The sequence below is a fragment of the Rhodococcus sp. 06-418-5 genome, from assembly GCF_002258285.1.
Lineage (GTDB): Bacteria > Actinomycetota > Actinomycetes > Mycobacteriales > Mycobacteriaceae > Rhodococcoides.
On sequence record NZ_NOYE01000016.1, the window covers coordinates 410,814 to 437,755 of the forward strand.

Sequence of the window (26,942 nt, forward strand, 5' to 3'; positions counted from 1 at the left end):
GGACACACGACAGCGCCGCCCGAGTGATGCTCGGGCGGCGCTGTGTGGTCTTGTACCGCTCTACCGTTCGCGGGTCTCGAACTCACCGTTGATCACGGTGCCCAGCGGGGCGTCACGCTCCGCCTTCTTCGCGGCCTCGCGCATCTCGATTCCGTCGGTGATCAGGTCACCGATTTCACGAGTGACGTCGCGGACGGCTCCGGCGATGATCACCACGATCCGGCCGACGTGAGTCGCGGCAGATTCGGTGAATTCCTGCACGGTGTCCTTGTTGCGCTCGAACTTGCCTACCAACAGGACCGCCCCCTTCGAAGTCGTCACGCTGCGCTGGTCTTCTTACGCTCGACGATAACACCGGCCGGAGCCGCCGATCCCGTGAGCGAATTGGGCAGCGCGAGCTTGAAGATCTTGCCCCACACGGTGCCGATCTGGTGGAAGAAGCCGCCGGTGTTGTACGGCAGATCGTACTTCTCGCACAGGGCCTTGACCTCGGGCGCGATCTGCGGGTACCGATGCGCAGGCAGGTCGGGGAACAGATGGTGCTCGATCTGGTGCGAGAGGTTGCCCGACATGATGTGGAACAGCGGGGTGCCCTCGATGTTGGCCGAACCCAGCATCTGGCGCACGTACCACTCGCCGCGGGTCTCCTCTGCGGTCTCTTCCTGGCTGAACGTCTGAACTCCGGTCGGGAAGTGTCCACAGAAGATGATCGAGTAGGTCCACACGTTGCGGATGAGGTTCGCGGCCACGTTACCTACCACGGTCGAGACGAAGAACGGCCCGGTCAGCGCCGGGAAGATCACGTAGTCCTTGAGCGCCTGCTTGCCCGCCTTGCGCCACATGCCCTGCAGCAGCGGCTTCACGTCGTGCCACTTGCGCTTGCCCGCCACGATGTTCTCGGTTTCGAGGTCGTGCAGCATCACGCCCCACTCGAAGAACGTCATCAGCAGGAACGCGTAGACCGGGTTACCGAGGTAGTACGGGTTCCACTTCTGCTCCTGGTCCATCCGCAGCACGCCGTAACCGATGTCGCGGTCCATGCCCACGATGTTGGTGAAGGTGTGGTGCATGTAGTTGTGCGAATGCTTCCACTGATCCGCCGGGCAGACGGTGTCCCACTCGAACACCTCGGAGTTCAGGCCGGGCTCACGCATCCAGTCGTACTGGCCGTGCATGACGTTGTGGCCGATCTCCATGTTGTCCAGGATCTTCGCAACACCGAGGGCACCGACTCCGGCCAGCCACGCAGGCGGCAGGAAGGGCAGGTACATCAGTGCGCGTCCGGTGATCTCGAGTCCGCGCTGGGCCTTGATGATCTTGTAGATGTATTCGCGGTCCTCGTCGCCGAGCTTGGCGACGGTGCGGGCGCGCAGATCGTCGAGCTCGCGGCCGAGTTCCTGGACCTGTTCGTAGGTCAGCACGGTCGGCTCGTCCGGCAACGTCTCGTTGCGGCGGAAGGGAAGGACTGTGGTGGGCAGGATCGAGAGAATCGTTCCGAGCATCTGCTGGTCTCCAATTCGATCGGGTCGAGATGGGTCTGGACTGTCGGTCTCAGGGGTGGATCTAGATGTCGATGTCGACGTCGCCCACGGCAACGGACACGCACAGCTGGATCTTCTTGTCGGATTCGGTGTCGGTCTCACCGGTCTTGATGTTCTTGGTGCAGCCGGACTTCTTCACCGAGGTGCAGGTGAAGCAAATTCCCATCCGGCATCCGTTCGCCGGTGAGAGGCCCGCCGCCTCGGCCTGTTCGAGCAGCGTCTCGCCGTCGTTCTCCGAGGACACATCGCTGCCGGAGAACGTCGTGATTCCGGTGACGTCGTCGCTGACGGTGGCGAACGAGGGCGTGAACTCCTCGAGGTGCAGCCGCTCGCTCAATCCTGCGTCGTCGAAGAACGACGTCACGCCCTTCATGAGCCCAGGAGGTCCGCACAGGAAGGTGTCGGCCTCGGCGAACCACGGGGCCACTGCGTCGAGATGTTCCTGGCCGAAGAACCCGTACAGGTCGCCGCCCGTCTTCTGCTCGGTGTACGCGAAGACGATGTTCACGTTCTCGTGCTCTGCAGCGATCTTCTCCAGGTCCTTCTTGTACGCCACGTCGTTCTCGGTGAACGCGTAGTGCAGGAAGGTCAGGTCGCTGCTGTACCCCTCGTCCAGCAGCGACCTGAGCATCGACAGCACCGGCGTGATGCCGCTGCCACCGCTGATCAGCAACGTCTTCGCCGGGCGTGGTTCGGGAAGCTCGAACGTGCCGTCCGCCTGAGACAGGCTGACCACCAGACCGACGTGCGCGTTCTTGTGCAGGTACTGCGAGACCAGCCCCTCGGGATGCGCCTTGATCGTCAGTTCGATCCGGCCGTCCGCGCGGTACTGCGAGCAGGCAGGCGAATAGCAGCGGGTGTGACGAACACCGTCGATCACGACGCCGACCTGAACGAACTGGCCGGCCTTGAATCCCTTCCACTGACGCGTGGGGCGGATGGTGAGAGTCAACGATTCTTCGGTGGACCGGTGTATCGCAGTGACCTCACCGCGCAGGTCTCGAACGGTCGTCATGGGATCGACCAGTTCGAGGTACCGGTCGAGCGCGTGGGGTGTGGCCATGGCCTCGAACAGGGAAAGAAGCGAGAACTTGCGCAAACCCGAGGTCCGCGGCGGACGTTCTTGAAGCGTCATTCCATCCTCCCTAACCGGATCGAAACCTACGACCCATTCAGTGAACGATTGTGCACTAACATGAGTGTGGCAGAGCGACACCGGTACCTGTCAACGTTTATGTGACAGCCGTTACAGAGCGAATCGACCGTTCCGTGGGTGTCGGGGAGGAACCGGAAGGGAGATCACAGAATGCGCGCCCATAAACTGGACGTTGTGACAGAACCGGGGACCCGTGCCGAGCGCAAGGAACGCACGCGTCAGGCATTGATCGAGGGCACCCTCGACCTGCTACGCGAGCGCTCTTTCGCCAGCGTCAGCCTGCGTGAGGTCGCCCGATCCGCCGGCATCGTCCCCACCGCGTTCTACCGACACTTCGCGTCCATGGAGGACCTCGGCGTCGCGCTCGTCGAGGACAGCATGCGCATGCTGCGGCAGATGCTGCGCGACGCTCGACGCAACCCGAGCGCCACGACCGCCACCGAATCCTTCGGCATCCTGGTCCGCCAGGTTCGTACCCACGAGGATCAGTTCCGATTTCTCAGTCGTGAACGGTACGGCGGCGTCACCGAGGTGCGGCGCGCCTTCGCCACCGAGCTACGCCTGTTCGTCAGCGAGCTGACCATCGACCTCTCCCGCATGCCCGGCCTCGAGCAGTGGGACGTCGCCGACCTCGAGATGACGGCCGACCTACTCGTCTCGACGATGCTCACCGCGGTGGTCGGACTGTTGGAAATCGACAGGCCGGGTAGTCAGAACGAGAAGGACCTGATTCAGCGGACCGAGAAGCAAATCCGCATGATCATGCTCGGAATGAGCCGATGGGAACCACGACGGGCTTGACCGTTCGAGAACGAGACGGCCGCGAAGGGATGTTCATGACCGAGGTACGAGTCGGCGAGTACGTGTTCGACGTTGCGATATCGGGTCCGTCGGACGGTGTTCCGGTGGTTGCACTGCACGGCTTTCCGCAGACCAACGCGTCGTGGACCGCGGTGACGCCCGGCTTGGTGGACGCAGGCTGTCGTGTGATCGCCCCGAACCAGCGGGGCTACTCCCCCGGTGCCCGCCCGATCGGTGTCGAGCACTATCGCATCGAACGTCTCACCGGCGACGTTCTCGGCCTGCTCGACGCACTCGAGGAGCCTTCGGCGCATCTGGTCGGACACGACTGGGGTGCGGTGGTCGCCTGGCACGTGGCGGCCGAGCATCCGGACCGCGTGCGCACGCTCACCACGGCGTCGGTCCCGCATTCGGCTGCATTCAACTGGGCCATCCGTCAGGATCCGGATCAGCAGGAGCGGTCGCAGTACTTCGGCCTGCTTCGGGAGCCGGAGAAGGCCGAGCGAGTTCTGGTGGAGAACGACGCGCAGCGTCTGCGCGCGATGTTCGGTGCCGAGAGCCTCGACGACGAGTACGTTCGTCATCTCACCGTCCCCGGGGCGCTGACGGCCGCATCGAGTTGGTATGCCGCGATGACCAGAGAGTTCGCGAACCTGCCGCCGGTGACCGTGCCCACCACATACGTCTGGAGCAACGGCGACACCGCCATCGGTCGAGCGGGAGCGGAGCGCTGCGGCGAATTCGTCGATGCACCATACCGATTCGTCGAACTGGACGGCATCTCGCACTGGATCCCTGAGGAAGCCCCACGGGAACTCACGGCCGAGATCCTGGCCCGTATCGACTCCGTTCAGACCTGATCCGGAGCCCGCACCTTCAGCAACGCCAGCAGACCGGCAGCGAGAACGATGATCAACCCGGCGATACCCGCGCGGTCGGCGTCGAACATCCACACGAACAGGCCGAACAGAGACGGTGCGAGGAACGACGCGGCACGACCCGTCGTCGCGAACAGTCCGAAGAACTGACCTTCTCGTCCCGGCGGAGCCAACCGGGCCAGGAAGGTGCGAGCGGACGACTGCGCTGGTCCGACGAACAGGCACAGGATCAGCCCGAAGATCCAGAACATCGTCGGTCCCGAGACGAACAGCAGAACGGTTCCGGCCGCGATCATGGACGTGAGCGAGAAGACGATGACCTTCTTGGGTCCGATTCTGTCGTCGAACCGCCCGGCGACGATGGCACCGAGGCCTGCGATGACGTTGGCGGCGACGCCGAACAGCAGAACGTCACCCGCACCGATGCCGTAGACACTGACGGCGAGAACGGCCCCGAAGGTGAAGACACCTGCAAGTCCGTCTCGGAACAGTGCACTGGCGATCAGGTAGTACACGGCGCGCCGGTCTGCGCTCCACAGCTCACGGACATCGCGAAACAGAACACGGTACGAGGCCGCGAACCCGGCTTCGGCGGCCTTCGGATCGGCGACGGCTCGCGGCACTTCGGGAACGGAGAACATCACCGGGACGGCCGAGACGGCGAACCACACGGCTGCGAGCAGCGCGACGAGTCGGATGTTGAGTCCACCGTCGGTACTCAGACCCAGAACCCCGCGGGTGTCGCCGTCGCCGGCGATGAAGCCGACGTAGCACAGAAGCAGCAGTACGATTCCGCCGAAATAGCCCATGGACCAACCGAACCCGGATACCCGGCCGATGTTCTCCGGCGTGGAGACCTGCCGCAGCATCGAGTTGTAGGGGATGCTGGCCAGCTCGAACATGATGGACCCGAGACCGAGCAGCAGCAGGCCCAGCCAGAGATAGTGGTAGTCGTCTCGGACGAAGAACAGGCCTGCCATGGCGACGACCGTCAGCGTGGTCAACACTCCGAGCAGCCACTTGCGTTTGCCACGCGCGTCGAAGTATTGCCCGCAGACCGGTGCGAGGAGCGCGATCACAACGCTGGACACGGCAATTGTCCAACTGAACCAGGTGGTGGCCGAGATCGAACCGGGTAGGTCGTCGCCGACTGCATCGGTGAGATACACCGAGAACACGAACGTGAGAACAACGGCGTTGAACGCCGCCGAGCCCCAGTCCCAGAACCCCCAGGCGGTGACCTGCTTGCGCGTTGTGGCGACTCCGACGACAGCGGCCTCCGGCTGGGTTCCCATGTTTGCCAACACTAGTCCGCGTCGGACTCGCGCCCAGGTGCACCTAGTTGCATAAGCACCGCGTTGCATACATACTCTCGGGTGTGGCTTTGGAACACGCGATCCTGGTTTCCCTGACCGAGCTCAGCGGCTCGGGATACGAGCTCGCCCGTCGCTTCGACAAGTCCATCGGGTTCTTCTGGAGCGCAACGCATCAGCAGATCTATCGGACTCTGACGAGAATGGACGGGGCCGGGTGGATCACCGGCGAGGCGGTCGCGCAGGACGGCAGGCCGGACAAGAAGGTGTACTCCGTCAGCGCTGCGGGCCGGGCCGAACTCGACCGCTGGATCGCCGCGCCGACCGACCCCTCGCAATTACGCGAGGAGCTGGCCGTCAAGATCCGCGGTGCGGCCAACGGCGACATCGAGGCTCTCAAGGTCGAGGTCGCCCGCCATCGCGATGTACATGCCACCCGCCTCGACGTCTATCGACTGATCGAGAAACAGGATTTTCCGGCTCCCGCTGCCCTCACCGGCACCGCGCTGCATCAATATCTGGTGCTGCGCGGCGGAATTCGCGTCGAAGAAGGATTCACCGAGTGGTGCACCGAGGTATTGGAGAAGCTGTGACGATCGAGCAGACCGCTGGCCCGTATCCGATTCTGTTGTCGCCGTTGGATGTCGGCGCAACCACGCTGAAGAACCGCGTGATCATGGGATCGATTCACACCGGCCTCGAAGATCGCGCCCGCGACACCGGCCGATTGGCGGCCTACTTCGCCGAGCGTGCCCGCGGCGGAGTCGCACTCATCATCACCGGGGGTTATGCCCCCAATCGCACCGGCTGGCTGTTGCCGTTCGGGGCCAAGCTGACCAATCGCATCGAAGCCCGCCGACATCGACGGATCACCGATGCCGTGCACCGCGAGGGCGGCAAGATCGCACTGCAGATCCTTCATGCCGGGCGCTATTCCTATCAGCCGCTGAGCGTCTCGGCGTCGTCGATCAAGGCCCCCATCAACCCTTTTCGGCCCAGGCGACTGACCTCGCGGGGCGTCCGCTGGCAGATCCGCAACTTCGTGCGCTGCGCTCGGCTCGCCCAGAGCGCCGGATACGACGGCGTCGAGATCATGGGCGGTGAAGGCTACTTCATCAACCAGTTCCTCTCCGAGCGCACCAACAAGCGACGAGACGAGTGGGGCGGTTCGGCGGAGAACCGCCGGCGAATGGCCGTGGAGATCGTGCGACAGACGAGGGCAGCCGTGGGCCCGGACTTCCTCATCGTGTTCCGGCTGTCGATGGCCGACCTGGTGGAACAGGGCCAGAGCTGGAACGACATCGTTGCCCTGGCGGAGGATGTCGAGGCTGCAGGCGCGAACATCATCAACACCGACATCGGCTGGCACGAGTCGCGAGTGCCGACCATCGTCACCTCGGTACCACGGGCTGCATTCGCGGACATCACCGGCAAGCTCGAGAAGCACGTGGCCATCCCCGTCGCCGCGTCCAATCGCATCAACATGCCCGAGATCGCCGAGAACATCCTCGCCCGCGGCGACGCACAGTTGATCGCGATGGCCAGGCCGATGCTCGCAGATCCGTTCTGGGTCGAGAAGGCCGCGACCGACTCGGCGGACCGGATCAACACCTGCATTGCCTGCAATCAGGCCTGCCTCGACCACGCGTTCGTCCACAAGAAGGTCTCCTGCCTGGTCAATCCTCGTGCCGGACGTGAGATCGACCTGCAGCTGCTGCCGACGAAGAAGACCAAGAAGGTCGCGGTCGTCGGAGCCGGACCCGCAGGCCTGGCTGCCGCACTCAATCTCGCGCAACGCGGACATGCCGTCAGCTTGTTCGAGGCCAGAAGCGAGATCGGTGGACAGTTCGGTATCGCGCGGCTCATTCCCGGCAAGGAGGAATTCGCCGAGACCATCCGGTATTTCTCGAGCGCACTGCGCTCCGCCGACGTCGCAGTGCACCTCGACACCAGGGTCACCGCCGCAGAACTGATCGCGGGCGAGTTCGACGAGGTGGTACTCGCCACCGGCGTCACTCCTCGGATTCCGAACATCCCCGGCATCGAGCATCCGTCGGTGCTGTCGTACGCAGAACTGGTGCGCGACGGCAGGCCCGTCGGCGATCGGGTCGCGGTCATCGGTGCCGGCGGAATCGGTATCGACATCTCCGAGTTCCTCACCACCGACGCCTCCCCCACGTTGGATCTGAAGGAATGGAAGCAGGAGTGGGGCGTCACCGAGCCCGAGGCCGCGCCGGGGGCGTTGACGACTCCGGTGCCCGCACCGTCTCCGCGTGAGGTGTACCTACTGCAACGCAAGCCGGGACGCATCGGGGCCGGGCTGGCGAAGACGACCGGTTGGGTCCATCGCGCTGCGCTGAAAGCCAAAGGTGTGCATCAGCTCTCGGGCGTCAACTACGAGAAGATCGACGACGCGGGGCTGCACATCTCCTTCGGTGACAAGCACGAACGGTCGCGCGTTCTCGAGGTCGACACCATCGTGATCTGCGCGGGCCAGGAGTCGGTACGCGACCTGGTCGACGAACTGAAGGCCGCGGGGACCACCACACACGTCATCGGCGGTGCGGACGTCGCAGCGGAGCTCGACGCCAAGAGGGCCATCGAGCAAGGCACCCGGCTCGCGGCCACGATCTGATCTTTTCCGCTAGCCTGTCTCACCGTGAGCCTGCCCAAGCCCAGTCCAGATGCCCGCGCCGTCGTCACCGGAGCCTCCTCCGGAATCGGTGAAGCCCTGGCCACCGAACTCGCCGTCCGCGGACATTCCCTGATCGTGGTGGCCCGACGCGGCGAGCTGCTCGAGGCGTTGGCTGCCAAGCTCACAGCCGAGCACGGCGTGACCGTCGAGGTGCGTCAGTCGGATCTGTCGAATCGTCAGCAGCGACAGGAACTGGTCACCGAGCTGGCCGAGCGCGAGATCTCGATCCTGTGCAACAACGCGGGTATCGCGACGTTCGGACCGGTGGCCGGTCTCGATCCAGCGTACGAGCGCGACCAGGTCGAGCTCAATGCCGTTGCGGTACACGACCTCACGTTGGCCGTCATGCCCGGCATGATCGGCCGCGGAGCAGGTGGCATCCTCATCACCGGTTCGGCGGCAGGCAACATGGCCATCCCCAACAATGCGACGTACGCCGCGACCAAGGCCTTCGTCAACACGTTCTCCGAATCGCTCCGCGGTGAGCTCGCGGGCACCGGCGTCAACGTCACCCTGCTGGCTCCGGGACCGGTCCGCACCGAGACACCCGATCCGGCCGAGGCCTCGATCGTGGACAAGATGGTTCCCGACTTTCTGTGGATCGACAGCGCCTACACCGCGAAGCTGTCCCTCGACGGCCTCGCGAAGAACAAGATGCGCGTCGTACCGGGACTGCTCAGCAAGGGCATGTCGGCGGCCGGGCAGTACAGCCCGCGTAGCATCTCCGCTCCGATCATCGGCAGCTTCTACAAGAAGCTGGGCAACTGATCTCAGCGCCTGCGGCGACGTCCGGTTCCGAAGATGCTGCGCGAAATTTCCCGCCCGGCAGCCGAGGCGGCCGAGCGGAGAAAGCTCTTGACGGCAGGGTTGCCCATGATGCGCTCGGCGGCCGACGGGCCGTCCGGCTCGCTCGGCGGTAGATCCGGCAGATCGGCCGGCAGCGGCGGGATGTCGAACTTCTCGGCCGGAGCGGGCGCGTTGGCCACCCGAGCGTTCATCCGCTCGTAGGCCGACTCACGATCGACCGTTTCCCGGTACTTCGCGGACAGTGTGCTCGACGACGCGGCCGCCGCGATGGCGTCGTTGCCGATGGTGTCCATCAACGAGCGCGGCGGGCGAATCTTGGTCCAGGCCACGGGCGTCGGGGCACCTTTCTCCGAAAGCACCGTCACGATGGCCTCGCCGGTACCCAAGGACGTCAGTGCCTTCTCGAGGTCGTAGGCGTCGGTCTTGGGGTACGTGCGCACCGTCTTGTTCAACGCCTTCTGATCATCGGGTGTGAAGGCGCGCAGTGCGTGCTGAATTCGCGCTCCCAACTGGGAGAGAACGTCGTTGGGGACGTCGGTGGGTAGCTGCGTGCAGAAGAAGACGCCGACCCCCTTCGAGCGGATGAGCTTGACGGTCTGCTCCACCTGCTGCAGAAATGCTTTCGACGCGTCGGCGAACAGCAGGTGCGCCTCGTCGAAGATGAAGACCAGCTTGGGTTTGTCGACATCGCCCACCTCGGGCAGCGTCTGGAACAGGTCGGCCAGCACCCACATCAGGAAGGTGGAGAACATCACCGGCCGTGCTGCCTGCGCTCCGAGCTCGAACAGCGTGATGACGCCCCGTCCGTCCGGCCCGACTCGCAGCAGGTCCTCGGTCTCGAGCTCGGGCTCGCCGAAGAAGGTGTCGCCGCCGTCTGCTTCGAGGTTGACCAGCGCGCGCAGAATGACGCCTGCGGTTGCCGAGGAGACGCCGCCGATGCCTTTCAGGTCGGCCTTGCCCTCGTCGCTGGTCAGGTGCATGATCACCGATCGCAGGTCCTTGAGATCGAGCAGGGCGAGCCCCTGAGAATCGGCCCAGTGGAAGATCAAGCCCAGGGTGGATTCCTGAGTGTTGTTCAGCCCCAACACTTTACTGAGCAGAATCGGCCCGAAGGCGGTGATGGTGGCGCGGACCGGTACCCCGACTCCATCGGTGCCGAGCGAGAGAAACTCCACCGGATGGCCGGTGGGAGCCCAGTCCGCAATACCGGTGTCCGCTGCTCGGCTGCGAATCTTCTCGTTGTCCGCTCCTGGCTTCGACAGCCCCGACAGGTCACCTTTGACGTCGGCCATGACCACGGGGACGCCTGCGGCGCACAGCTGTTCGGCAATTCCCTGCAACGTCTTGGTCTTTCCGGTTCCGGTGGCTCCTGCCACGAGGCCGTGTCTGTTCAACGTGGCCAACGGGATTCGGATGCGGGCAGACGGATCGGTGACGCCGTCCAGCACCACGGTTCCCAATTCCAACGCGGCACCCTCCGAGGCGTATCCGGCGGCGATCTCGGCGGCTCTGCCGGTCGATGCCTGCGGCTGCCCCTTTTCCGCAGCCAGCGCTTCGGCTTCGGCGGCGTCGGCGGCGGCCAGCGCTTCGGCTGCGACCCGTGCTGCTTCGACGGCAGCGGCTTTGGCTGCCTTCGCCTTCTCTGCCGGGCTGAGCGTAGGTTCCGGCTGCGTCGGGTCGACTGTCATGTCCGCGTCCTCCATGAACGTGTGCTGATGCTGATCTGGCTCGATCGCCACCGCAAACCCTAGTGGCATCGCAGCTCGCACTAGTGTGGTGCGAGTGCAGGACAAACTCGTGTGGATCGATTGTGAAATGACCGGCTTGGACCTGAGCAAGGACAAGCTGATCGAAATTGCGGCGCTTGTGACCGACAGTGAGCTCAACATCCTCGGGGAGGGTGTCGACATCGTCATCCACGCCGACGACGACGCGTTGGCGAACATGCCTGCCGTCGTCACCGACATGCACGCCAAGTCGGGCTTGACCGACGAGGTGCGGGCGTCGACGGTGACGCTGGAGGAAGCCGAGCAGCGCGTTCTGGCGTACATCAAGGAGCATGTCCCGGTGGCCGGGACCGTTCCACTCGCAGGAAACTCGATCGCGACCGATCGCGGATTCATCTCCCGCGACATGACCGCGCTCGACACCTACCTCCACTACCGCATGATCGACGTGAGCTCCATCAAGGAACTCTCCCGCCGGTGGTACCCGCGGATCTACTACGGACAGCCTCCCAAGGGCCTTGCCCACCGGGCTCTGGCAGACATCAAGGAGTCGATCAAAGAGCTGAAGTACTACCGCCGCACGGCATTCGTGGCGCAGCCAGGGCCCTCTACCAGCGATATCGCCGCAGTCGTTCACGATCTCGACACGCAAGCAGGGGCGGATTAGCAACCCGGGATTCAACCCGCTAGTATTGTCGACGCTGCTGATGGAGAGCCCGAAACGGTTCTGCTGATGCGCACATGGTGGGTGTAGTTCAGCTGGTAGAGCACCAGGTTGTGATCCTGGGTGTCGCGGGTTCGAGTCCCGTCACTCACCCCATACGAACAAGGCCGGTCTCCTCGCGAGACCGGCCTTTTTCGTGCGTCCATCACCCAGCCCAGAGGGCCGCCCCGTCACCCCCCACATCCACCCTGACCTCGAATTACGTTGTTGTAATTCAACTTTCAGGTTTCCTGTGGGGTTAATGTGACGTACGGTTACCAATGGCACTTTTGGGGAAGAAAAGTACCAATGTGATTCATGTGTTTTTTGCTACGTGAGTTCAGCGTGCCCCGAAGCGTCACCGAACATGTTCTTACGTTCTGCGCGCACCCATCCGACGGTGCGCGGAGGACGCAGACGAGGAGGCTTTTCGTGGGTCGCAGAATGCACAGAGTCATAGCGGGTTCGATCTTGTCGGCAGCACTGTGCATCGGCACAACCGGCGTGCTCAGCCCGGCGGTGGCCACCGCTCAACCCACGATCGAACTACCTCAGATCCCCATACCGCAGCCCGATGCGCAGCAACGGGCCGCCATTCTCGCCGCCGTTCTCGACGCCACCGGCGTGCTCATCAATCAGGTCGCAGCCATCGTTCTGGACAGCGACGTTCTCTCTGCACCCGACGTCGCCGACGCACCGTCCACGGCAGACCTGCCCGAGATCGAACTCCCGACCGCGCCGCCGACCGTTGGACTGGGCGGAGCGGTGCTCCCCATCGACGCGGGCAAGTACCGCATCAGTTCGGGCTACGGCGGACGCAACAACCCGACCGGTAACGGAGCGCAGTACCACCAAGGCGTGGACTTCGCCGCAGACAGCGGAACGCCCATCCACGCGGTGACCGGTGGAACCGTCGTTCAAGCCGGAGACGCAGGCGACGGCTACGGCAAGCTCGTCCGAGTCAAGAGCGGCAACACCGAGACCTACTATGGCCACCAATCCAGCATCGCCGTCGCCGTCGAAGACGAAGTGGCACCGGGCGACGTACTCGGCGCAGTCGGCAGTACCGGAAATTCGACCGGACCGCATCTGCACTTCGAGGTACGCAACAACGGTTCGAGCATCGAACCGGTGGCGTACCTGAAGACCCTGGGTATCGACCCGTCGTTGTACCAGACTCGCGACCGTAGCTGATGCGGCCGGGCCGGGTCCGAGATCAGACGGTGGTGGCGTTCCCGGCTTTCCACTCGTCCCACGGGATATTCCAGTCACCGAGGCCGTCGGTACCCGACAACGTTCCGCCGACGGTGTTCTTCACGACGACGATGTCGCCGCGCTTGGTGTTGTCGTAGACCCACTTCGCGTTGGTGGGACTCAGGTTCAGGCACCCGTGCGACGCGTTGGAATAACCCTGCTGTCCCACCGACCACGGTGCGGAGTGGAAGAAGATGCCGCTGTAGGACATTCGCGTCGCCCAGTCGACCGGAGTGCGGTATCCGCTGGACGAATTCACCGGCACGCCGTAGGTCGACGAATCCATCACGAGATGCTCGAAGCGGTCGCCGATGATGTAGACCCCGTTGTCGGTGGGGGTGCTGTCCTTGCCCATCGACGTCGGCATGGTGATGACGTCCTGGCCGTTGACGTTGAACGTCACCTGCTTGGTGTTGTCGTCGGCGGTGGCGATGACGGCGTCACCGATCGTGAACGACGTCGTGGCGTTCTCCTGGCCGAAGATGTCGTCACCGAGATCGCGCCCGTACACGTTCACCGCCACGTCGACCTTGGTGCCCGGCGCCCAGTAGTTCTGCGGACGCCAGCGAACTTCTTTGTTGTTGACCCAGTAGAACGCGCCCTCGACGGCGGGCGTGGTGGTGACGGTGATCGCGTTCTGCGCAGCGATCTTGTCGGTGATCGGTTCGTCGAACTGAACCGCGACGGGCTGCCCGATACCCACGACGTCGCCGGGGTTCGGCAATACGTAGGGCTTGGTGAAGTTGCCGGGTTGGCTGGTGGTGAAGCTCGATACGGTGCTCGACGCTCCCCCGAGTCCGTATGCGTCGGCCTGAACTCGGTATTCGCGGTCGTAGCCGAGCGGTTCGGTGTTGGTCCACGACAATCCGTCGGGCGAGATCGCACCCGAGACCGGCTCGCCCTCCGGGTTGAGCATGGTCACCGAGGACAATTTGCCGTCGGCGACCGAGACGGTCACCGGGTCCGCCGGCGAGAATCCGACGGCACCGTCGAGAACGCTGGAGGTCAGCTTCGGCTTCATCAGCTCGGTCATCGGGTTGGAATCGATCGGCACCGACGGTTCGGAGATGTCCGAAGCAGAACTACATCCCGACAGGACTGCCACCGAAGCAACCACTCCCAACGCGGCGATGACGAATCCGCGATACACCCTCATGAACCACACCACTTCCCACTTCGTGCCCGACCGGGACGATTGTGCCAGCGAAGAATCGGACACTCCACTCGACAGCCCGTTCGATGAGTAACGTTCGAGTACCAATCGCAGACCGGGAAGTTCGTGTTACCTCACGTCCGCCTCCTGCGTTCCTCGGGGCCGCATCACCGCCCCCAGCGGAGCACGGTGAGGACAACGTCATATCCGGCTAACTGAGGTGTAATGACGGCGCACCCTGGGCCGGGCACTGTGGAATGCATGGTCACCACGGTGAAGACACTCTGCGCGTACTGCGGCGTGGGATGCGGCATGGTGCTCGAGGTCGGCGGCCCATCCCTGACCTCCGATACCACCACGACCAGGCCTGTCGTCACCAAATCCGTCGGCGACAAGTCTCACCCGGCCAACTTCGGCCGACTGTGCACCAAGGGAACCACCACCGCGGACATGCTCGCCGGACCCGGACGGCTCGAGAAGGCTCGGATCCGGCACCGCCGCGGCGAGCGCCCGGAGAGCACGGACACGTCGGTGGCGATCAACGACACCGCCCGGCGGCTGCGAGCGATCATCGACGAACACGGTCCCGATGCGCTCGCGCTGTACGTCTCGGGGCAGATGTCGATCGAGGCCCAGTACCTGTCGAACAAATTGGCCAAGGGTTTCATCGGCACCAACCAGATCGAGTCCAATTCCCGACTCTGCATGGCGAGCGCGGGAACCGGATACAAACAGTCGCTCGGTGCCGACGGCCCGCCTGGATCCTACGAGGACTTCGACCACGCCGACGTCTTCTTCGTCATCGGCTCCAACATGGCCGACTGTCACCCCATTCTCTTTCTGCGGATGATGGACCGAGTCAAGGCAGGCGCGAAGCTGATCGTCGTCGACCCCCGTCGCACCGCCACCGCGGACAAGGCCCACCTGCACCTGCAACTCGAACCGGGTTCGGACCTCGCGCTGCTCAACGGTCTGCTCGCGCTCATAGTCGAGAACGGCGACATCGACCCCGAGTTCATCGCGGAGTTCACCGACGGGTGGGACGCCATGCCGGAGTTCCTCAGCGACTACACCCCGGAGAAGGTTTGCGCCGCAACCGGTCTCGCCGAGCAAGACCTGCGGGCCGCCGCCGCGATGATCGGCGGCGCAGAGAACTGGATGAGCTGCTGGACTATGGGCCTGAACCAGTCGACGCACGGAACCTGGAACACCAATGCGCTGTGCAACCTCCATCTGGCGACCGGTGCCATCTGCAGGACCGGTAGCGGCCCGTTCTCACTGACCGGTCAACCGAACGCCATGGGCGGACGGGAAATGGGATACATGGGCCCGGGGCTGCCGGGACAGCGAGCGGTGGTCAACGACGGCGACCGCGAATTCGTCGAGGACCGATGGGGCGTTCCGCGTGGAACTCTGCGCACCGATGTCGGCGGCGGAACCATCGAGATGTTCGCCAAGCTCGCTGCCGGTGAGATCAAGGCCTGCTGGATCATCTGCACCAATCCGGTTGCCTCGGTGGCCAACAGAACGACGGTGATCGACGGTCTCGAGCGCGCCGAGTTGGTCATCACTCAGGATGCCTTCGCCGATACCGAAACCAACGAGTACGCCGATGTGATGCTGCCCGCTGCGTTGTGGACGGAAGCGCACGGAGTGATGGTCAACTCCGAACGCAACCTCACGCTGTTCCAACCGGCGCTCGAGGCACCGGGCGGTGCGCTGCCGGACTGGAAGATCATCGCCGACATGGCGTGCGCGCTGGGGTACTCCGATGCCTTCACGTATGCGAGCGCCGAGGAGGTGTTCGAGGAGATCAAGCAGTTCTGGAATCCGAACACCGGCTACGACATTCGCGGAGTCACCTACGATCGCCTACGCGAAAGTCCCATCCAGTGGCCGTGTCCGCCCGACGCGTCGACCACCCGGCACCCGATCCGTTACCTCAACGACGGGGTCAGCCAACGACGACGGGTGGCCGAGGACGGTTCGATCCCCGCGTTGTCCTTCCCCACCCCGAGCGGTCGCGCTCAGTTCTTCGCCAGGCCCAGCATGATGCCTGCGGAGATGCCCGACGACGACTACCCGTTTCTGCTCAACACCGGGCGCCTGCCGCACCAATGGCACACCATGACCAAGACCGGCAAGGTCGCAAAACTGAACAAACTCGATTCCGGGCCCTTCGTCGAGGTGCACCCACACGACGCCGATCGGCTCGGTCTGATCGACGGCGACAGCGTCGAGGTCGCGTCCCGCCGAGGCCGAGCCGTCCTCCCTGCCGTCGTCACCGATCGAGTGCTCCCGGGCAGCTGCTTCGCACCCTTCCACTGGAACGACGAATTCGGTGAGTATCTCGCCATCAATGCCGTCACCAACGACGCCATCGATCCGTATTCTCAACAACCCGAGTTCAAGGCGTGCGCTGTCACGCTCACGAGAGTTGTTGCAGCCCGATCACCCTCACCCGCGGACGACGAGCATTCCCACGATCCGGTCGATGCACTCGCCACGATCGTCGGCCGCCCTGCGGGCCCTTCGGAACCCCTGACCACCATCGAGCAGCGTTACATCGCAGGACTTCTCGACGGTCTGGGCAGTGAGGCGGGCCGCAGCGCCGCCGGAACGCCCACCCTGCCGTCGCAGACTCCCCTGTCCCCCGAGACCCACGCATGGCTCGACGGCGTTCTCGCAGGACTGTTCTCGCGTAGGCCCGACACCGACGGTGCTGTCTCCGGCGTATCGGCCGATACTGCTGATCCAGGCGGTCGCCCGGTGCTGCTGCTCTGGGCCTCGCAGACCGGCACCGCCGAGGAGTACGCCCAGTCCTGCCTGGCCCACCTGCGGGGAGCCGGTCTGACGATAGCCGAACACTCGATGGATACGTTCACCGTCGATCGTGTGCCCGCCGAGGCCGATGTGCTGATCGTCAGCAGTACCACCGGTGACGGCGAAGCGCCCGACAACGGTGCGACGTTCTGGGACAGCCTCGCCGCCGAGTCCGCGGCGACGCTTCCGGGAATCCGTTATGCCGTACTCGCTTTCGGGGACTCGAGCTATGCGGACTTCTGCGGCCACGGACGCAGGATCGACGAGCGTCTCGCCGAGCTGGGTGGCCGGCGACTGCTCGAGCGCGTCGACTGCGAGCCCGACTACGAGAGCGAGGCGGCGGCGTGGCTCGATGCGGTGGTCGATCTGCTTCGGCGCGATGACGACACCACCATCGAGGAAGCACGGGTGGAGTCTGCCCGCACCGTTCCGCAGACCCGCGCGGAGCCGGAGCGGTACAGCAAGAAGTCACCGCTGGTGACGACTCTCGTACGAAATCGGGTACTGACCGCACGCGGATCGGTCAAGGATGTCCGTCAGTTCGGATTCCATCTGCCCGACGGCACGCTCGAGTACGAGGTAGGCGACGCGCTCGGAGTGTGGCCGCGAAACAGCGATGCCTATGTCGACGAGTGGCTCGACGCCACCGGCCTGGACAGCGATGCAGCCGTCGACCTCGCCGGACACGGCTCGATGTCGCTGCGCACGGCGCTGAGCCGCCACCTCGAGATCGCCCGTGCAACACCGGATCTGCTGAAGTTCGTCCATCGACGGACTGCGGACGACGATCTCGAGGCGATGCTGCATCCCGACAACAAGCATGCCCTGTCCGACTGGATGTGGGGTCGTCAATCGATCGACGTGCTTGCTGCACACCCGGTTCGAGCCTCGGTGGACGACTGGCTGGGAGTTCTGAAACCGTTGCAGCCACGGCTGTACTCGATCTCGTCGAGTCCGAAGGAGAACCCCAACGAGGTACAGGTGACGGTCTCGGCGGTGCGGTACAACGTGCACGGAGTTCCGCGACGTGGCGTGTGCTCGACCTACCTGGCCGACCATGCGTCGAACCACGATGTGGGAATCTTCGTGCAGAAGACCTCGCACTTCAAGCCGCCGGACGACCCCACCACCCCGATGATCATGGTGGGCCCGGGTACCGGCGTCGCCCCGTTCCGCGCCTTCCTGCACGAGCGTCGCGCACTCGGGCACACCGGCCACAACTGGCTGTTCTTCGGTGAACAGCACGCCGACACGGACTTCTACTATCGCGACGAACTGACTGCGATGCTGAGCGACGGGTCGCTGAACCGCCTGGACGTCGCCTTCTCGCGCGATCAGAAGGACAAGGTCTACGTCCAGGATCGGATGCGCGAGCACGGGGCCGAGCTGTGGAACTGGATTCACCGCGGTGCCCACTTCTACGTGTGCGGCGATGCGTCCAGAATGGCGAAAGACGTGGACGCCGCGCTGAAGGGCGTGGTGGCACAACACGGCAAACTCGCTCCCAGCAGTGCCGAGGCCTACGTCAAAGCCCTTGCCGCAGAGAAGCGATACGTACGCGACGTCTACTGAGTCGATGGAACCGTGCGGGTGAGGAACTCGATCTGATCAGCCACCACTCGCTCGAACGCCTCACCCAGGTAGATCTCGAAGTGACCGGCGTCGTAGGTCTTGATCTCTCCCTGCGGTGCCGTACGCGCGTAGCGCAGAGTGGCCTTCGCCGGCGCAACCGAGTCCGTTTCGCAGACGACGAACAGGATGGGGCACCGAACGTCCTTGGCCCGACGCCCGGGCCGGTGCCGCACGATATGCAGCGCAACTCTCGCTGCGACTCGATTGTGAAAGGTCTCGTCGGCGTCCGGCGCGAGTGCCAGGTAACCGTCGTAGCTGTCGGGTGAGGTCATCAGCGCGGTCGTCCCGGGTCGTCCGGCTGTGTTCACCATCAGCGGCGGTCGACCGATCACCGAACCTGCCAGGTCACCCAGTGCCCGGCCGGACAGCTTCATCGATGTCCAGGTGTTCGACGCGAGTCCCGAGGCAATTCCGTCGGTGAACGGACACTGCGAGATCACTGCCGCGACCTGCTGGTCTCGGGCGGCGGCGACGATGACGTGACCACCGCCGAACGATGAGCCCCACAACACGATTCGGGAGTTGTCCACATCTGCACGTGAGCGGGCATGAGCAATAGCCGAGGCCCAGTCCTGCAATTGCGCGTCGATGTCGAGCAGCTGTCGTGGCTCGCCGCCGCTGGACCCGAAGTAGCGATAGTCGAATACCAGGCAGGCGTATCCCGCGGCGCGGAAGCGCTCGGCATAGGCGTCGAGCCGCATCTCCCGAGTTCCGCCGAGGCCGTGCCCCATCACGATCACCGGAGCCGGGCCGGTGTCCCTCGGAAGATAGAGCCACGCCGCGCAGGCGTCACCGTGAGAATCGAACGTGACATCGATGCGATCTGGGATCGAGCCCCCCGGCTGCGAATTCATGCGCAGACAATAGCTCACCAGGTCGAAGCAATGGCCGAGAGTCGGTCGATCAGCGTCCGGAGTGCTCGGCGGCGTAGGCGTCGACGCGTCCGTAGGCGATCTTGGGCGTCCAGTCGCGCTGCACCAAGCCGAAGTTCTGCTCGGTGTCTGCTGTGTCGGTGCCGGCGTCGCGCAGGCTGTACACGTAGGCCGGTCCGAGCCAGTCGTTGCCGAGGACGGCATCGAGAACGATCCCTATGCTGTCCGCTTGCACCTGCTCGCTGACACTGTTGGGTGCGGTCCCGGTTGGCGCACCGAACTCGGTGATCCAGATCTGCTTGCCGCTGTCGCCGCCTGCGATCATGGTGTCTCGCATGGACCACATCTTCATGGCGGTGTTCCACGACGCCGTGTCCGGGTCGTTGGGTAGGTACGGCCACGTGTACGGGTGAACGTTGAAGGCGTCGAAGTACTTGTTGGATCCTTGCGCGTACATCTTCGACAGGAACGTCGTACCCGCGATGTTGCCGTCCTTGTCCTCGGAGGGTGCCATCCCGCCTGCGAGCACGGTGGAATCGGGTTGTACTTGCTTGATCGCCGTGTAGGTCGCTCGAAGCAGCGCCGAATAGGCCGCCACATCGGGAACGGGCTTGAAGAACGTCACGATGTTCGGCTCGTTCCACACTTCCCATATCTTGATTCGGCTCTGGTACCGCTGAACCACGGTCTTGGCGAACGCAGCGAAGGTCGCAGGGTTCGCAGGACGGGAGTGCGAATCGTTGACGGCACCGGCTACACGTGCCCATCGCGGTGTGTACGCGACGATGCCGTGCACGCACATCCCGTGGGCCACAACGGCATCGATCACCCGATCCGTTCGGCTCCAGTCGAACCTGCCCCGCGTCGACTCGATGGCAGACCAATCGATGTCGAGACGAACCGCGAAGGACCCCGCGTCGCGGGCGAGCGTCAGTTCTCGATCCAGATCCGTCGGAGACAGCGCACCTATCGAAGCGCCCGGTGACACTCCGATCCGAACGGCATCCGACTGCCGCGAACACGGCGGATTGTCCCCCGGTACCTGTTGCTCCCGCAGGACGGATGCGGCCGCCGGCATCGACCCGGCAGCCAGGGACAACAACACGACTACAAGCGCGGTTGCCGCTCGCCGCGGTGAACTCGGTTTCATCGGCAGATGTTAGCAACCTCGGTGAATTCGAAATCGAATACCGGCAATATTGCTTCGCAGCTGGGTTTGTCTCGGTCCTCGGCCGCAGAACCACGCCGAAAACCGAATTATGGAATGCAGTGACTCGGGCGTCGGTGAGACGTCACGGCCTGTACTACCATCTGGACAATGACAACAGGATTTCCCGGTTTCGACGACCGCCTGAACGAGTTGCTGGCCACACAAGCGGAGAAGTCGGGTCTGTCCCCCGAGGCATACATTCGACGCGCTGTGGTCGATCAGATCGTGCGAGAGCTGTCCGAGGATCCCGATTCCGAGGTCGGTGCGCTGCTTCGAGTTCTACAGGAGGGCGTGGACAACGGTGTCGACCCGATCGAGGCCACCCGAGTGTTCGGCACCCCGATCGACGACCCGGACAGGCTTGCCGCAGTGACCCGAACGGGCTTGATGGACACCGACTCCGACGCCGGGTACGACCGGGTCGTCGCCATGGTGGCCGATGCCCTCAGCGTTCCGTCGGCTGCGTTCTCGCTGCTCGACGACAAACGTCAGTACTTCAAGAGCGCTCTCGGGCTGCCTGCGGAACTCGGTGGCGCGCAGGAGGTTCCTCTCGACGGATCGATCTGCCGCTACGCGATCGACCTCGGACAACCACTCGTCGTCGAGGACGCACGGCTCAACGACATGCTCAAGGATCACCCGTCGGTGCAGGGCAACCTGCTCGTGTCCTACCTCGGAGTCCCGCTCACCGACGACGAGGGCCATTCAGTCGGAACCCTCTGTGTATGGGATCAGCAGCCCCGTCAATGGACTACCGGCCACGTACAGATACTGCAGGATTTGGCGTGGATCATTCGCGAGCGAATTTTCGAATAACCGGCGAAATACCCATCGGGTATTAGCATTTTTCGGCCCACAACCGACTTCGAGTTTTTTTGACAAGTCGACCGGGTTGCCTCTTTCGTCCCGGTATACATTAAAAGGGATATTCGGGACCACCGATCCGAACTAGCCACCGGAAGTAGATGTGCCCAAAACCCTGGATTCATTGCGCACCAGCTCTCGGGCTGCCGAGGCGGACACAGTCGTAGACTCTCGAACACTCGTGGATCGACTCCGAGTCGATCCGTGGCACTCGGCGATCACCGTGGCCGTCGACGTCCTCGCTGCTGTCGTGGCCGTGGCTGCAGCACTGCTGTGGTATTCGGGGAGTCTCACCGAGACCGGCTGGCTGCCATGGCTTTTCCTGCCGCTCCTCGTCGGCATCCTCGCCGCCAAGTCGATGTATCGCCGCGGACTCCGGCGCAACTTCCTCGACGAGATCGGGCCGGCCGAAACCGCCGTCGCATTCGCATCACTGGCGTTGATGGTCTCGATGTTCGTGGCCGACACCGACTATCGGCCGAGTGCCGTCGTACTGCGAATCTGGGTGGCGAGTGCCGCGACGATCGCCGTTGCTCGCTTGATCCGTGTCGTCGTGCAGCGGTTGATTCGAACCAGGTACGGCTCCGCCGCACCGACCATCGTGTTGGGCAACGATCCGATTGCCCACCAACTCGTTTCACGGACACGGCAATTCCCGGAGTACGGTCTGCTTCCGGTCGGTTACGTGGGCGAGGCACCGGTCGCCGACCTGTCCTCGGCGGGCGACCCGGCCGATCTGCCTCACCTCGGAGTTCCGAGCAACTTCGAGACCATCGCTCGCAGAACGGCAGCAGAAGAACTGATCGTCGCGTTCGCACCGACGGAGGATCGGGAGCTCCTCGGTGCCATAAGGACAGCGCATCGACTCGGCATGCGAGTGTGGGTGGTGCCGAGGCTGTACGACGCAGTAGGTGTCAACGCCCGCGTCGAGCACATCGGCGGTCTGCCGTTGATGGTGCTACCGCACGTGAACCCCAAGGGGTGGCAGTTCGCACTCAAGGGAGTTCTCGATCGGGTTCTGACCGCGTTCGGCCTACTGCTGCTCTCCCCCGTCTTCCTGACGCTGATGCTGCTCGTGCGCCTGAGTTCCCCTGGACCGATCTTCTTCAAGCAGGAGCGAATCGGGCGCGACGGATTGCCGTTCGATTGCCTGAAGTTCCGTTCCATGCGGCCTCCCCGTGCCTCCGACGCCGAGTTCGAGCGGAAGGCCGGTGACGCGCCCGGCGGCGTCGAAGGTGTCGATCGACGAACGCGCGTGGGAAAGATCATGCGACAGACCTCGATGGACGAACTTCCGCAGCTGCTCAACGTCCTTCGCGGCGACATGAGTTTGGTCGGTCCGCGGCCGGAGCGCCCCGAGTACGTCGACCTGTTCGAGATGCAGATCCGTCGGTACGGAGAGAGGCATCGCGTGAAGGCAGGTGTTACGGGATGGGCACAGGTGCACGGCCTTCGCGGACAGACGTCCATCGCCGACCGCGCCGAGTGGGACAACTACTACATCGAGAACTGGTCGGTGTGGCTCGATGTCAAGATCCTGTTTCTCACGGTTCTCGCCGTTCTGAAGCGCGCCGAGGACTGATCGTGGTCTACGCCGAACACGACCGCGTTCGGGGCACCGCGTGATCACGTACGTCGCGCTCGGTGTCGGCGCAGCGCTGGTGCTCGCGCTGGGCTGTGCGGTGGCCTCGGCGATCTACCGTCGGCCACAGCGCGGGGTTCTCTTGCTGGCCGGACTTGTTCCACTGCACGGACTTCTGGTTCTCGTTCCCCTCCCCGGGATCGTATCGGGCTGGAAGGAGGGTCTCGTCGTCTTCACGGTCCTGTGCGCGTGGTTGCGTCGACCACGGCACGTCCGCGGCTCGTCGCCTCGAGTGTTCGTGCCGTGGTGGCCGGCCGCTGCGGTCTTCGTCGTGTTCGGCAGCGTGTCGGCGTTCGCCACGTACGGAGTCGTGGGCGTGTTCGGCATCAAGGTCACCTTCTTCTACATCCTGCTGGTGGTCGTCATGTGGCTCGCACCGTTCGACGACACCGATCGGGACCACCTCGTCTCCGTTCTCATGGGCATGGGCGTGTTCACGTCGGCGGTCGGCATAGCGCAACTGGTGGCCGGTCCCGCCGCACTGGTGTCGCTGGGGTACGAATACGGCACGCAGGTCCGAACATCGGGCGGACTGCTGCGTACGTTCAGCACGTTCAATCTGCCGTTCCCCTTCGGCCTGTACGTGATGTTGGCGTTGCTGGTCGGAGGTGCGGTAGCGCTGGCCGATCCGCGTCGGCGGCGAAACCTGTTGTTCCTCTGCGCGACTCCGATGATGGTGATCGCGATGTCCAGCTCGATCGTGCGAGGCGCGATCCTCGGACTCGCCGTCGGGGCCGTCTACTTGATCGCCGTGCGTTTCCGCTACCTCGCCGCGCCGTTCGCGCTGGCGGCAGTGGCCGTCGCCGTCACGGTCCCCTTCGTACCCAAGATCACGTCGGTCTTCTTCTCGTCGAGCAGCCTGGGTCAACGCGGCGACGGCTGGGCCAACATCATCGCCAGCATTCTGGTTCATCCAGTCGGGACGGGGCTGGGATCGAGTGGGTCTGCAGCAGACCGCATTTCCACCGCAGAGGGTCAGGCGTTCACTCGATCCGGACTGTCGACCAACTATCAACCGGACAACTACTACGTCAAGGCGCTGCTCGAACTGGGGCCGATCGGCCTCTGGGCCGTCGTGGCGCTGTTGGTGACGTCGTTGCTGTGGTGCACCCGCCTGTCCCGGGCACTACCGGGTAGCGACGGTGCGCTCGCCCTCGGAGTCGGTGCGTCGATCGTCGCCGCGATGTTCGCCAGTCTCGTCTCCACGTATTTCGAGATCTTTCCGATCGATGTCTATTTCTGGCTCTTGTTAGGAGTGGTGGGATGCGCAGCAGCGCAACACGAATCGTTTTCGGGGCGCTCGCCCTCCGACCGGGCGGAAGCGGCGTACAGACCTACATTCGCGAACTCCTGAACGAGCTCCCACATTGCCTACCGGGTACCGATCTCGCCGCGTGCGTGCAGCGCGACGCCGTCGGCGATCTTCCACCCTCGGTCGCGGCGATGGAGAGGCCGGTCACCAGCGGTGCGGCTCGCGCTGTGCTCGGTGCCCTCCCCGTCGGTCGTTGCGATGTGGTGCACGGCCTCGACGTCGACCTGCCGTTCCTCACCAAGGCCTTCACCGTTGCGACGGTGCACGACCTCTCGGTCATCGACATGCCGTCGGCTTCCAGTCGATTTCGCGCACTGGGTGAGCAGAGACTGGTACGGCGCGCACTGCGTCGCGCAGATCTGCTCATCGCGGTCTCGCAGTTCACCGCCGATCGAATCAAGGCGGTCAGCGGGCGCGACGCCACGGTGGTCGGCCTGGCACCCGCAGCGTGGGCTCGCGTCCCCAGCGAGGGCCGGGTGGACGCCGTTCGACGCAAGTACGACTTGCCGGACCGTTTCGTCATGCAGGTCGGAACGGTGGAGCCTCGCAAGAACGTTCAGCTGGTGGCGGACGCAGCGGAGAGTCTCGGACTACCGTGCCTGTTGGCCGGGGCCGGCTCCACCGGCCCCCACGCCCCCCGCAATTCACAGGGGCTCGGGTACGTGGACGTCGAGGATCTGCCCGGCCTCTACGCTGCCGCGACCATCACTGCGTACGCCTCTCGGTACGAGGGCTACGGACTCCCGCCCGTCGAGGCGATGGCCTCGGGCGGCGCGGTCGTCGCCAGTGCCGTCGGTGCCCTCCCCGATGTCGTCGGCGACGGTGCCGTTCTCGTCGAATCGGAGAACGTGGACGACTGGGTACAGGCGATGAAACCCATCGCTTTCGACGGAGATACCCGCGCAGCCCTCGTCGACGCGGCAGCCGTGGCAACCCGCGAGATCAGCTGGCGTCGAACGGCAGAGCTCACCGCCGGCGCATATCGAGCCGCAGGCGTGGTCTGATGGCCGAGGACCTCGCACTCGACGGCACCGAGCAACCTCCCGACTACCGTGCAGTGGCCGCGGATCCGAAGGCCGCTGCCAAGGCCACGATTGCCGTCCTGATCAGCCGAGTGATCATCGCAGCCCTGGGATGGGCAGGCAGCGTCGTGGTCGCGCGGTCCCTCGGACCGGACGATTGGGGTCAGTTCAGCTTCGTCTTCGCGCTGCTCGGCTTGATGTCCGTCGTCACCGATCTGGGTGTCGGACGCGTCGTGCTGGCGAAGTTGATGGACGACGATCCCGAGGAGATCGGTCGAACGGCATCGTCGTTCCTGGCTCTGCGGACCGTCCTCGGGCTGCTGGGGTACGTGCTGGCCGTCGCATACGTTCTCCTGCTGCAGTATCCGAGCGAAGTGGTTCTCGCCACGGTCGTGGGTGGACTGGTTGTCGTGTTCGCCACGCCGGGCCACGCCCTGAGCGTCCTCTTCCAGAGCCGTCATCGCCTGGTCCTGGTGGCCGTCGCCGAAAGCGCAGGCCAAGCACTCCAATTGGCCTTGACCGTCCTGGCGGCCGTGCTTGCCCCCACCCTGCTGATCTTCGTTCTCCCGGCCGTGGCCAACGAAGTGTTCAAGTTGGTGACCAAGGGCTTCGGCATCGGCAACCGTTCCATGGGTCTGCGACCGTCACGGCACATCGAAATCCGTCGCTGGGGGCCCTATCTGAAAGAGGCCGTACCACTGGCGATCGGCTTCGCTCTCACCATCGCCATGCTCAAGATCGACATGTTGATGCTGAGCCTGCTCGACACGTTCGAGGCCGTGGGACTGTACTCCATCGGCTACAAATTCTCGGACATGATCGACACCTTCGTGTTGGCCGCGGTGGCACCGATCAGCACCCTGCTCGTCGCGTCGTGGCCCCACGACACGACAGCATTTCGAGCGCGCACACGTTCGGCTGCACTGCTGTTCGCACTGTTCGGGGCGATGGCTGTCGCGGCGTTCGTACCGTCCGCCGAGCCGCTGATCGGCTTGCTGTACGGCGACCGTTTCGTCGACGGAGCGCACGCAGCCCGTCTGCTCGTGATCGGCGCTGCGCTGATGTCGTTGGTGATGCTGGGCATTTTCGTGCTCGCATCGGCCGGAATGCAGCGACACTACCCCGTGGTGGCGTTGGTCGGCCTGGCCCTGAACGTCGGGTTGAACCTCGTTCTGATCCCGCGAATGTCGTACGACGGAGCTGCAATCTCCACGGTAGCGACGATCGGAACCACGCTCGTCCTGCTGTGGGCAGTGATCGCGCGGAGTATGCCGATTTCCAAACTGTTTCCTGTGCGGTCGATTTCGGTCGTCGTCGTGATCGCGGCAGCTGCGACGGTCGGCGGCTGGTTCCTGGTGCAGTACCACCCCGGCTTGTGGCTGCTCGTCTCCGCTGCGGCGGCGCTGCTGGTCGCGATAGTGCTCTACGCGCTCGTCGCGATCGGACTCGTCGAGTCACCACTGCCGGGAGCGGCAGAGAAAGGACGGCACCGTGCGCGATCCGAGTGAGAACCACGGAAACAACGGACACATCGCCC

21 protein-coding genes and 1 tRNA gene are annotated in these 26,942 nt (G+C 64.2%); 14 read left to right on the forward strand and 8 right to left on the reverse strand.

Translation table 11 applies throughout. From position 1 onward, the window contains the following. Positions 1-60: 60 nt before the first annotated feature. The 3 genes from CH274_RS14395 to CH274_RS14405 form a co-directional block, all read right to left on the reverse strand. Positions 61-294 carry a hypothetical protein gene (locus CH274_RS14395; RefSeq protein ID WP_032394788.1) on the reverse strand — a complete coding sequence of 78 codons (234 nt, stop codon included), beginning with the start codon at positions 292-294 and terminating at the stop codon, positions 61-63. Positions 295-317: 23 nt separating this feature from the next. Further along, the gene (locus CH274_RS14400) at positions 318-1,502 is read right to left on the reverse strand and encodes a fatty acid desaturase family protein (RefSeq protein WP_032394619.1); all 1,185 of its coding nucleotides are present in this window, start codon (positions 1,500-1,502) and stop codon (positions 318-320) included. Positions 1,503-1,563: 61 nt separating this feature from the next. Continuing rightward, complete coding sequence (locus CH274_RS14405; RefSeq protein ID WP_094657819.1) at positions 1,564-2,676, reverse strand: ferredoxin reductase; 1,113 nt, start codon at positions 2,674-2,676, stop codon at positions 1,564-1,566. 171 nt (positions 2,677-2,847) lie between these two features. On the opposite strand from CH274_RS14405, the gene CH274_RS14410 reads away from it, so the two are divergent. Together CH274_RS14410 and CH274_RS14415 are read left to right on the forward strand one after the other, a co-directional pair. After that, positions 2,848-3,498 (forward strand): TetR family transcriptional regulator, encoded by a 651-nt coding sequence (locus CH274_RS14410; RefSeq protein WP_254924267.1) that lies wholly within the window; start codon positions 2,848-2,850, stop codon positions 3,496-3,498. A 29-nt stretch (positions 3,499-3,527) separates the two neighbouring features. After that, positions 3,528-4,358, forward strand: coding sequence for an alpha/beta fold hydrolase (locus CH274_RS14415; RefSeq protein ID WP_094657820.1), 831 nt, complete (start codon positions 3,528-3,530; stop codon positions 4,356-4,358). Here the strand turns inward: CH274_RS14415 and CH274_RS14420 are convergent. Beyond that, a complete protein-coding gene (locus tag CH274_RS14420) occupies positions 4,349-5,671 on the reverse strand; it encodes an MFS transporter (protein ID WP_094631044.1) in 1,323 nt (440 codons plus the stop codon). The genes CH274_RS14415 and CH274_RS14420 overlap by 10 nt on opposite strands. 83 nt (positions 5,672-5,754) lie before the next feature. On the opposite strand from CH274_RS14420, the gene CH274_RS14425 reads away from it, so the two are divergent. From CH274_RS14425 to cmrA, 3 genes are read left to right on the forward strand one after another with little or no spacing between them, the layout of a single operon-like run. Continuing rightward, the gene (locus CH274_RS14425; protein ID WP_027497612.1) at positions 5,755-6,282 is read left to right on the forward strand and encodes a PadR family transcriptional regulator; all 528 of its coding nucleotides are present in this window, start codon (positions 5,755-5,757) and stop codon (positions 6,280-6,282) included. After that, positions 6,279-8,324 carry an NADPH-dependent 2,4-dienoyl-CoA reductase gene (locus CH274_RS14430; RefSeq protein ID WP_179275743.1) on the forward strand — a complete coding sequence of 682 codons (2,046 nt, stop codon included), beginning with the start codon at positions 6,279-6,281 and terminating at the stop codon, positions 8,322-8,324. The genes CH274_RS14425 and CH274_RS14430 overlap by 4 nt, the downstream gene beginning before the upstream one ends. Positions 8,325-8,348: 24 nt before the next feature. After that, on the forward strand, positions 8,349-9,152 hold the full coding sequence (gene cmrA / locus CH274_RS14435) for a mycolate reductase (protein ID WP_032394622.1): 804 nt from the start codon (positions 8,349-8,351) through the stop codon (positions 9,150-9,152). 2 nt (positions 9,153-9,154) lie between these two features. Here the strand turns inward: cmrA and CH274_RS14440 are convergent, their stop codons facing one another. Beyond that, a complete protein-coding gene (locus CH274_RS14440) occupies positions 9,155-10,879 on the reverse strand; it encodes a helicase HerA-like domain-containing protein (RefSeq protein WP_094658040.1) in 1,725 nt (574 codons plus the stop codon). A gap of 94 nt (positions 10,880-10,973) precedes the next feature. Here CH274_RS14440 and orn point away from each other — a divergent pair, with 94 nt between their 5' ends. The 3 genes from orn to CH274_RS14455 all read left to right on the forward strand — a co-directional run bounded on the left by orn (position 10,974) and on the right by CH274_RS14455 (position 12,815). Then, positions 10,974-11,585: an oligoribonuclease gene (gene orn / locus CH274_RS14445; protein ID WP_094658041.1), complete on the forward strand. Its 612-nt coding sequence runs from the start codon at positions 10,974-10,976 to the stop codon at positions 11,583-11,585. Positions 11,586-11,662: 77 nt separating this feature from the next. Beyond that, positions 11,663-11,738: transfer RNA gene (locus CH274_RS14450), tRNA-His, on the forward strand. Positions 11,739-12,053: 315 nt separating this feature from the next. Beyond that, a complete protein-coding gene (locus CH274_RS14455) occupies positions 12,054-12,815 on the forward strand; it encodes a M23 family metallopeptidase (protein WP_094657821.1) in 762 nt (253 codons plus the stop codon). Between the two features lie 22 nt (positions 12,816-12,837). Here CH274_RS14455 and CH274_RS14460 read toward each other — a convergent pair whose 3' ends face one another. Further along, positions 12,838-14,031 carry a L,D-transpeptidase gene (locus CH274_RS14460; RefSeq protein WP_094658042.1) on the reverse strand — a complete coding sequence of 398 codons (1,194 nt, stop codon included), beginning with the start codon at positions 14,029-14,031 and terminating at the stop codon, positions 12,838-12,840. 258 nt (positions 14,032-14,289) lie between these two features. On the opposite strand from CH274_RS14460, the gene CH274_RS14465 reads away from it, so the two are divergent. Continuing rightward, on the forward strand, positions 14,290-18,423 hold the full coding sequence (locus CH274_RS14465; protein ID WP_094657822.1) for a bifunctional nitrate reductase/sulfite reductase flavoprotein subunit alpha: 4,134 nt from the start codon (positions 14,290-14,292) through the stop codon (positions 18,421-18,423). Here the strand turns inward: CH274_RS14465 and CH274_RS14470 are convergent. Together CH274_RS14470 and CH274_RS14475 are read right to left on the reverse strand one after the other, a co-directional pair. After that, on the reverse strand, positions 18,417-19,337 hold the full coding sequence (locus CH274_RS14470) for an alpha/beta hydrolase (RefSeq protein ID WP_094657823.1): 921 nt from the start codon (positions 19,335-19,337) through the stop codon (positions 18,417-18,419). The genes CH274_RS14465 and CH274_RS14470 overlap by 7 nt on opposite strands. Before the next feature lie 49 nt (positions 19,338-19,386). Continuing rightward, positions 19,387-20,505: an endo-1,4-beta-xylanase gene (locus tag CH274_RS14475; protein WP_094631039.1), complete on the reverse strand. Its 1,119-nt coding sequence runs from the start codon at positions 20,503-20,505 to the stop codon at positions 19,387-19,389. Positions 20,506-20,673: 168 nt separating this feature from the next. Between CH274_RS14475 and CH274_RS14480 the strand changes: the two genes are divergently transcribed. The 5 genes from CH274_RS14480 to CH274_RS14500 all read left to right on the forward strand — a co-directional run bounded on the left by CH274_RS14480 (position 20,674) and on the right by CH274_RS14500 (position 26,913). Beyond that, a complete protein-coding gene (locus tag CH274_RS14480; protein WP_094631038.1) occupies positions 20,674-21,381 on the forward strand; it encodes a GAF domain-containing protein in 708 nt (235 codons plus the stop codon). Between the two features lie 229 nt (positions 21,382-21,610). Further along, entirely contained in the window at positions 21,611-23,011 is a 1,401-nt protein-coding gene (locus CH274_RS14485; RefSeq protein WP_256993575.1) for a sugar transferase, read from the forward strand. A gap of 40 nt (positions 23,012-23,051) precedes the next feature. Then, the gene (locus CH274_RS14490) at positions 23,052-24,425 is read left to right on the forward strand and encodes an O-antigen ligase family protein (protein ID WP_094657824.1); all 1,374 of its coding nucleotides are present in this window, start codon (positions 23,052-23,054) and stop codon (positions 24,423-24,425) included. Further along, entirely contained in the window at positions 24,335-25,387 is a 1,053-nt protein-coding gene (locus tag CH274_RS14495; RefSeq protein ID WP_032394629.1) for a glycosyltransferase family 4 protein, read from the forward strand. The genes CH274_RS14490 and CH274_RS14495 overlap by 91 nt, the downstream gene beginning before the upstream one ends. Further along, positions 25,387-26,913: a flippase gene (locus CH274_RS14500; protein WP_094657825.1), complete on the forward strand. Its 1,527-nt coding sequence runs from the start codon at positions 25,387-25,389 to the stop codon at positions 26,911-26,913. The genes CH274_RS14495 and CH274_RS14500 overlap by 1 nt, the downstream gene beginning before the upstream one ends. Positions 26,914-26,942: the final 29 nt, after the last annotated feature.

Coding starts and splice junctions, on each gene's coding strand:
- CH274_RS14460 (WP_094658042.1), bottom strand. CDS start 14,031: ATGAGGGTGTATCGCGGATTCGTCATCGCCGCGTTGGGAGTGGTTGCT.
- CH274_RS14465 (WP_094657822.1), top strand. CDS start 14,290: ATGGTCACCACGGTGAAGACACTCTGCGCGTACTGCGGCGTGGGATGC.
- CH274_RS14480 (WP_094631038.1), top strand. CDS start 20,674: ATGACAACAGGATTTCCCGGTTTCGACGACCGCCTGAACGAGTTGCTG.
- CH274_RS14495 (WP_032394629.1), top strand. CDS start 24,335: ATGCGCAGCAGCGCAACACGAATCGTTTTCGGGGCGCTCGCCCTCCGA.
- CH274_RS14410 (WP_254924267.1), top strand. CDS start 2,848: ATGCGCGCCCATAAACTGGACGTTGTGACAGAACCGGGGACCCGTGCC.
- CH274_RS14470 (WP_094657823.1), bottom strand. CDS start 19,337: ATGAATTCGCAGCCGGGGGGCTCGATCCCAGATCGCATCGATGTCACG.
- CH274_RS14500 (WP_094657825.1), top strand. CDS start 25,387: ATGGCCGAGGACCTCGCACTCGACGGCACCGAGCAACCTCCCGACTAC.
- CH274_RS14415 (WP_094657820.1), top strand. CDS start 3,528: ATGTTCATGACCGAGGTACGAGTCGGCGAGTACGTGTTCGACGTTGCG.
- CH274_RS14440 (WP_094658040.1), bottom strand. CDS start 10,879: ATGACAGTCGACCCGACGCAGCCGGAACCTACGCTCAGCCCGGCAGAG.
- CH274_RS14400 (WP_032394619.1), bottom strand. CDS start 1,502: ATGCTCGGAACGATTCTCTCGATCCTGCCCACCACAGTCCTTCCCTTC.
- CH274_RS14420 (WP_094631044.1), bottom strand. CDS start 5,671: ATGGGAACCCAGCCGGAGGCCGCTGTCGTCGGAGTCGCCACAACGCGC.
- CH274_RS14405 (WP_094657819.1), bottom strand. CDS start 2,676: ATGACGCTTCAAGAACGTCCGCCGCGGACCTCGGGTTTGCGCAAGTTC.
- CH274_RS14475 (WP_094631039.1), bottom strand. CDS start 20,505: ATGAAACCGAGTTCACCGCGGCGAGCGGCAACCGCGCTTGTAGTCGTG.